The organism is Emticicia sp. (genome assembly GCF_049241225.1).
Lineage (GTDB): Bacteria > Bacteroidota > Bacteroidia > Cytophagales > Spirosomataceae > Emticicia.
The window spans coordinates 1-8,468 of the sequence record NZ_JBMLRC010000137.1 but is presented as its reverse complement, the minus strand read 5'-3'; the positions used below and the strand labels follow the sequence as shown (position 1 = coordinate 8,468).

Sequence of the window (8,468 nt, the reverse complement as noted above, 5' to 3'; positions counted from 1 at the left end):
ATTCGAGTAGGAAAAAGTAGCTCATTACCACGCAAAATATTGGTGGTGATGCAGTTTTCTTGTTCGGTAGTTTTGATGATAGGTACAATTATTATCTACCAGCAAATTCAGCACGGCAAAAATCGACCAATTGGCTTTAATCAGAAAGGACTCATTTCGGTTGAATGGACGAATGATATTGACAAAAACTTTGATGCCCTACAACACGAACTACTGAGTTCGGGTATGGTTAGTTCGGTTGCGAAAACCAATTCTCCTCCAACCCAAATTTGGTCGAACAACAGAGGCTGGGCGTGGAAAAATAGTCAACCTAACGATGAAGGCGTGATTTTTTCGACGATAGCTACCGAATACGACTACATCAAAACGATGGGTATCAAACTTAAAGAAGGTAGAGATTTTTCAAGAGAATTTTCGACCGATTCGGCAGGTGTAATCTTAAACGAAGCTGCCGTAAAACGTATGGGTTTGAAAAATCCAGTAGGCGAAATTTTGAAATGGAATGGCGAAATGAGGAGGGTAGTTGGTGTTGTGCCGGATATGCAAATGGAGTCGCCGTTTCGTCAGATTTCCCCTCTGACAATCATTTTTGCCAAGGGGTGGGTGTCTTATCTGTGCGTTCGAATCAATCCGAGTGTTTCGGCTTCGGAGGCAATCAGTAAAATGAAACCAATTTTCGATAAATACAATCCTGGGTTTCCGTTTGAATACAAATTTGCCGATGACGAATACTCTAAAAAGTTTAATTACGAAGAATTGGTAGGCAATTTGGCCGCAATTATTGCAGTTTTGGCCATTTTTATCTCGTGTCTCGGGCTTTTTGGCTTGGCCTCTTTCATGGCCGAACAACGCACCAAAGAAATCGGCGTAAGAAAAGTTTTGGGTGCAAGTGTGCTGAATCTGTGGCAGTTGCTTTCAAAAGATTTTGTGGTTTTGGTCTTAATTTCTTGTGCCATAGCCATTCCGATTGCCTATTATTTCATGAATGATTGGCTAAAGCAATATGAATATAAAATCAGTATCAGTTTTAGCATTTTCATAGTAGTTGTGTTTTTGGCTGTCATAATCACCTTATTGACGGTCAGTTATCAAGCAATCAAAGCAGCTACCGTAAATCCTGTGAAGAGTTTGAAAACAGAATAACCCACGTAGAGACGTTTCATGAAACGTCTCTACAAAAAATACAAAATCATGATAAGCAACTACCTAAAAATCGCATTTCGGAATCTTGTTCGTAACAAGGTCTATAGCTTTATCAACATTGTTGGTTTGGCAATGGGTATTTCGGCTTTTTTATTCATTCTCGAATACATTAGTCTTGAGCAAAGTGTAAATGGTTTTCACGCCAATTTGCCAAATATGTATCGACTTCTGAATCAAAGTCCGAAAGGCGAAACTTGGCCAGAAATTGAACCAGGATGGGCCTTGAAAGCGAAAGAAGCTTTCCCAGAAATCAAAGATTTTTGCCGTTTTGAGCAGGGTGTAACTAAAGGAGTTGTGAAACGTGCTAAGCAAGGAAGCGAACCTTTCCGTGAGTCAGGTATTGGTTTTGCTGAGGCAAATTTCTTTGAATTTTTTAGTTTTCCCTTGGTTGCAGGTAGTGCCAAATCATTACAAAAACCAAACGTAGTTTTTATTTCTGAATCATCGGCAAAGAAGTATTTTGGCTCAGAAAACCCTATAGGTCAAGTACTTATACTCGATAATCAGTTTGGAAATGCAGCTTACACTGTCGAAGGTATTTTTGCCGACATGCTCGAAAATTCAGACATTCGGTGTGATATGGTTTTTTCGCTCGAAACCCTAAAAAATCCTGCAAACCTCAACGGCAATGATTGGGCAAAGCTCGATAACCTCGACTCGCAATATATTCATACGTTCTTTTTACTCGATAACGGAGTAAACCCGAAAGCTTTTGAAACAAAACTTACCCAACTCAGAAACAAACTGGGCAAAGAAAACGATGGAACGAAGTTTCGACTACAGGCTTTTGCTAACCTTCATTTAGGAGAAGCATTTTCTGATGATTTACAGACCGTAAGCAATCTAAAATATGTGTATATGCTGGGCGGAATTGCCTTTTTGATTTTGATTATTGCATGGTTTAATTACATCAATCTTTCAACGGCTAATTCATTGAAACGAGCCAACGAAGTAGGCGTAAGAAAAGCCATTGGGGCTACACAATCAAACTTGATTTGGCAGTTTCTGGGCGAGTCGATGCTCGTTAATTTGCTTGGTTTTGCTCTTGCCGTTGTTTTGGTTGTGGGGCTTCAACCTGTGTTCAATGAGTTAATCGGCAAAAACTTATCTTTTACTAATATCAGTCTTTCGCCAGTTTGGTTAGTAGGAGTGGTTTTGCTGCTTTTTGGGTCGGTATTTTCGGGAGCTTTAACTGCCTATATTTTATCGAATTTCAACCCAATCGAAACCCTTAAAGGAAAATTCAATAAACGCTCGAAAGGAGTTTTCTTACGTAAATCATTGGTAGTGTCGCAGTTTGCTATTTCAATTATGTTGATTTTGGGTACGGTGCTTATTTACAGACAATTACGCTTTATGCAAACCAAAGATTTAGGCTTAAACCCGAGTCAGCTTTTAGTGATTCAAGGGGCAGATGTGGGAAAAGATAGTACATTCAATGCCCGAAAAACGGCTTTCATGAATGCCATAAATCAGCAGAGTTTTGTGCAAGATTATTGTGTTTCGGGGGCAGTGCCGAGCCGTTGGTTTAATTTCATGACAGGAGGTTTTACTCAACCAAATTCAAAACCTGGCGACGAACAAAAAACGTATTCGTTTGCAATTATCGGAGAAAAGTATTTGAAAACTTATGGAATAGAACTAAAAGCAGGTCGAAATTTCACCGAAGCCGAATGTAATGTAGAGTGGAATGATAATAGCAAAGTGCTGCTCAACGAAACCGCCGTGGCATCGTTAGGTTTTGCTACACCCGAAGAAGCGATTCGTACTCGAATCCAATGGGACGAACGCCAACTCGAAATCATCGGAGTTGTAAAAAACTATCATCATGTGGGCGTAAAACAAGCTATTCAGCCCATTATTTTTTATCCTCAAAATAACTCTGCTTATATCACAGTAAGGCTCACGCCCGAGAATATTCAAGAGAAAGTGGCCAATCTTGAAAAAATCTATAAAACCTATTTTACGGGTAATCCTTACGAATACTTTTTTGTAGATGATAATTTCAATAAACAGTATCAATCAGAGCAGCAATACAGCCAAATTTTTACTACGGCATCGGTTTGGGCGATAATTATTGCTTGTTTGGGGCTTTTCGGTTTGGCAACTTTCACTGCCGAAAGCCGTACCAAAGAAATTGCTATTCGTAAAGTTTTAGGAGCCAGTACATTTAGTATTACCGCATTATTGAGCCAAGATTTCTTAAAACTCGTGCTGATTGCCATCATCATTGCCAGCCCGATTGCTTATTATTTGATGGAAAAATGGCTACAAGATTTTGAATACAAGGTTGAAATCTCATGGTGGATATTTGCACTGGCGGGTATTTCGGCAATCTTGGTGGCTTTGCTGACGGTTAGTTATCAAGCAATCAAAACTGCTTTGATGAATCCTGTAAAGAGCTTGAAAACGGAGTAACCCTACACGTAGAGACAGAGCATGCCCTGTGTATCTACATATAATCACAAAATTATGATACGCAATTACCTAAAAATCGCTTGGAGAAATCTCCTCAAAAACAAGCTCTATAGCTTTATCAATGTTTTTGGTTTAGCTATGGGAATGGCCGTTACTATGCTCATAGGTTTATGGGTTTGGGATGAGTTGAGTTTCAATAAATCATTCAAAAATTATGATGGTATTGGACAACTTTATCAAAATCGTACTTTTGATGGTGAAACTGGCACTTATCCGTCAATGGCAATGCCTATTGGGCAAGAACTTCGTACTAAATACCCTGAATTTAAGAAGGTAGCTTTGGCTCAAACCGAAGAACATAATTTTCTGTATCAAGACAAAAAACTCAATCGAACAATAGTTTTTGCCGAACCCGATTTCTTAGATATTTTTAGTGTCCAAACAACAAAAGGTGCGAGTCAAGAGCTAAAAAACATCAATTCATTGATGCTTTCTGAGTCAATGGCAAAAACATTTTTTGGTACTGAAGACCCCATCGGTAAAGTCATAAAGTTAGATAATAAGGTTTCGCTGCAAGTGATAAGCGTATTTCAAGATTTTTCTAAAAATACGGCATTTTCTGATGTTTCGATGATTGCTCCATTTACTAACTACATATCGCTATATAATTACCAAAACGAGGTTACTAATTGGGGTAGAAACAATGAGCAATGCTATGTTTTAATGCAAAAAAACGCACAATTAGGGCAAGTACAAGCCAAAATTAAAAACCTGATTTTGAATAAAGTTTCGGAATCAGAAAAAGCAAGTAAGCCCGAACTCTTACTTCATCCAATGTCAAAATGGCATTTACACGATAACTTTGTAAAGGGGGTTAATCAAGGTGGAGCAATAGAAATGGTTTGGTTATTTGGCATTATAGGTGTTTTTGTGATGCTTTTGGCTTGTATCAATTTCATGAATTTGAGTACGGCCAGAAGCGAAAAAAGAGCTAAAGAAGTTGGTATCCGAAAGGCAGTAGGGTCGCTTCGTGGACAATTGATTTATCAATTTCTGAGCGAGTCTTTGTTGGCGGCTTTTATTGCTTTTGTGGTTTCTATTACTTTGGTTGTGTTATTGTTACCTTGGTTCAACGATTTGGCGAATAAACAAATAGAACTACCCATTTCTAATCCAATTTTCATAGGTATAAGTCTTAGTGTGGTTTTGTTAATAGGTTTGCTGTCAGGGAGTTATCCAGCATTATATCTTTCTTCTTTCAATTCTATTCAAACCTTAAAAGGTACTTTCAGGGTGGGGCGTTTTGCAGCTATTCCTCGTAAAGTCTTAGTGGTTGTGCAATTCACGGTTTCGGTCACTATCATTATCGGTACAGCCATTGTTTATCAGCAAATTAGCCACGTAAAAGACCGCCCGATTGGATTTGAAAGAAATAACTTGATTTATCATTTAGCTAACACTGCTGAGCTATCTAATCTAAAATATGATGTTTTAAGAAATAGCTTACTGGCTACTAATGTTGTAGAAGAAGTTAGCCAGTCTGATTATGCTGTAACAAGCGGAGGTACGTTGGGGTCAGATTTTAAATGGGATGGTATGGACCAAAAAAACTATGTTTTATTTGAGGTCTTACTTAGCACCTTTAACCATGCCAAAACCGTAGGTTTACAAGTCGTTGAAGGCCGTGATTTCTCCGAAAAATTCAGCACTGATTCTTCAGCCATTCTAATCAACGAAACAGCAGCGAATCTGATTGGTAGAAAAAATATCATCGGAAAAATTATACGTAGAAATGGCATGACCTTGCAAGTGGTCGGGGTTGTGAAAGATGCTCTCTTCAATTCGCCGTATCGCAATGCTTTTCCGCAAATTTATGCGATTGATAATAACCAGCGATATGTGATAAATATTCGACTAAAATCAACTGAACCAACAAGTACAGCCCTCGCAAAAGTCGGAGAGGTGTTTAAGAAGCTAAATCCATCAGCTCCTTTCGATTATAAATTTGTCGATAAAGAATTTGCCAAAAAATTTAATACCGACGAACGCATCGGCAAACTCTCGGCCGTTTTTGCTGTTTTGGCTATTTTTATTTCATGTCTGGGGCTATTTGGTTTGGCAAGTTTTGTTGCCGAACAACGCACCAAAGAAATTGGTGTACGAAAAGTATTAGGTGCTACAACTGCCAATTTATGGACTTTACTTTCGAAAGATTTTGTGCTTTTGGTCTTGATTTCATTCTTTATTGCCTCACCGATAGCCTACTATTTGATGTCAGATTGGATAAATAAATACACATATCATACAGAAATATCTTGGCTAACTTTTGTGTTGGCAGGCATTGGAGCTTTATTAATTGCTTTACTAACAGTAAGTTATCAAGCCATCACGGCGGCACTAATGAACCCTGTTAAATCATTGAAAACGGAATAAACCCACGTAGAGACAACGCATGCGTTATCTTAACAATACAATCACAAAATCATGATACGAAACTATTTCAAAATCGCATTTAGGAGTTTAGTCAGCAATAAACTCTATTCAGTTATCAACATCTTGGGGCTGAGTCTTGGCTTGGCGGTGTGTTTACTCATCACACTCTATGTAAAAGATGAGCTGAGTTATGACCAATTTCAGAGCCGAAAGCACGAAATCTATCGCTTGATTTCGGACGAAATTGCACCATCGGGCGAAATACACAAAATGGGTGTTTCGGGCATGGTGCAAGGGGCAACTTTTAAGCGTCAGGTTCCCGAAATCGAAAACTTAGTACGCATTCAAGGCGAACGCTTCAATATCAAGCACAATAATGAAATTTTCGTGCAAGAAGCCTCGAAAGTAGATAGTAGTTTTTTTAGCGTTTTCGATGCTGAATTTGTGGAAGGAACGCCATTCAAGGCATTATCCGACCCTCAATCAATTGTTATTTCGGAAGAAGTAGCCGAGCGTTTTTTTGGAAAAAACAAAGCTCTCGGAAAAACTTTGGCTATTGATTACGATAATCGGTTCCAAAATTTTACAGTTACGGGTGTTACCAAAAAAATGCCTATTAATTCTACTATTCAGATTGAATTATTAATGCCGCTGCATCACGACAAACAGCAAGATGACCAGTGGATTAATTTCTATATGAATACATTTTTCACGATAAAGCCGGGTGCAAATCTTGCGGCTATCGAACAAAAATTTGCTAAAATCTACGCTGCCGATGCTAAAGAACAAATTGCTCAAGCAGCAAAAGAATGGAATTACAAAAGCCAACTTGTGTGGAAATTACAGCCATTTCTTGATATGCACTTGAGCCGAGATTATCAAGCCCAAAATGGCATCAAAAATTCAGGCAATAAGTTGTTTTCGTACTTCTTATCGGGTATTGCTTTGTTTATTTTGCTCATTGCTTGTATCAATTTTGTGAATATCGCCATCTCTCGCTCAATGAAACGAGCCAAAGAAATTGGTGTAAGAAAAGTAATGGGAAGCCAACGCAAGCAACTTATTTTTCAATTCCTGACCGAGTCAGCTCTTTTGAGTTTATTGGCATTTGTAGTGGCTCTTATTTTGGTAGTTTTGGCTTTACCAACTTTCAATGCTTTGTCCGAAAAAGAACTGTCTTTCAGTTACTTATTGGATGTGAAACTCATCTTACTGTACTTCGGTATTTTTATCGGTACGGCTTTCATGGCGGGTTTTTATCCTGCATTGGTGTTATCGGGTTTCAAACCTGTCGAGACACTCTACGGACGATTCAGATTTGGGGGCAAAAATATCCTCCAAAAATCACTCACGGTGCTGCAATTTGGCTTGGCTACTTTTTTCATTTTATTGACAATCATGCAGTTTAAGCAAGTAAATCTTTTTATGAGCCAAAGTTTGGGCTATGACGATAAAAACATAATGATAATCAACGTAGGAGGCTCTGACCACTCAAAAGCCAATGTTTTTATGAGTGAACTCCTCAAAAATCCGAATATCGTAAAGACCGCTCCACGCCAACAAGGCTCTTGGTTTACGCTCTCGACCGTAAACGGCGATAAACAAATGAATCACGCCATGGATTTGGTTGATGGAAGATTTATTGACCTGATGGGACTAAAAATGGCACAAGGCCGAAATTTTTCATCGGAGTTTCCGTCCGATACCGCTTCTGCCATTATTGTAAATGAGGCTTTTGCGAAAGAAGCAGGCTGGAAAGAACCGATAGGTCAGACGTTGGCTTTTCATAATAAGAAAAATTATCAAGTTATTGGGGTTGTTAAAGATTATCATTATGCCTCACTTTACGAAAAAGTACGTCCACAAATACTTTTGGCCGACCCAAGTCAAGGTGGCTACGGAGCTTTTTACATTCGACTAACAGGGCAAAATATTCCACAAACGATGGCTTATATCAAAGCTAAGTTTAAAGAATCAATGCCAACCAAACCATATGAATATGAGTTTTTGAGCGAAACCAACGCTAAAAACTATGAACGTGAAGTAAAAATGAAGCAAATAATTGGTTGGTCGGCGTGGATAACCATCTTTATTTCGTGTATTGGTCTGTTCGGACTTTCGGCACTCGCTACCGAAAAACGCTTCAAAGAAATTGGCGTCAGAAAAGTGCTTGGAGCGAGCGTCAATAGTATCGTAGGTTTACTCTCTTTCGACTTTTTGAAACTGATTCTAATAGCTTTCATCATCGCAGCACCGATAGCATATTACGTAGCCGAGCAGCTTTTGTCAAACTACCCGTATCGTATCACACAAGGCGTCGATATGTATTTGATAACAGTTGGTGGGCTGCTCTTAGTTGGCTTACTAACAGTGAGTTATCAAGCCATCAAGGCCGCTTTGATGAATCCTGTGAA

The 8,468-nt window shown here is 38.8% G+C and carries 4 protein-coding genes; all 4 read left to right on the top strand.

Annotation, left to right across the window (positions count from 1 at the left end):
* Positions 1-1,143, top strand: a 1,143-nt coding sequence (locus ACOVO2_RS08260) for an ABC transporter permease (RefSeq protein WP_421769504.1), incomplete at its 5' end; no start/stop codon positions are given.
* Between the two features lie 48 nt (positions 1,144-1,191).
* Positions 1,192-3,621, top strand: a complete 2,430-nt coding sequence (locus ACOVO2_RS08255) for an ABC transporter permease (RefSeq protein WP_421769503.1) — start codon at positions 1,192-1,194, stop codon at positions 3,619-3,621.
* 54 nt (positions 3,622-3,675) lie between these two features.
* Positions 3,676-6,054: an ABC transporter permease gene (locus tag ACOVO2_RS08250; RefSeq protein ID WP_421769502.1), complete on the top strand. Its 2,379-nt coding sequence runs from the start codon at positions 3,676-3,678 to the stop codon at positions 6,052-6,054.
* A gap of 51 nt (positions 6,055-6,105) precedes the next feature.
* Positions 6,106-8,468: ABC transporter permease (locus ACOVO2_RS08245; RefSeq protein ID WP_421769501.1), on the top strand; the 2,363-nt coding region annotated here is incomplete at its 3' end.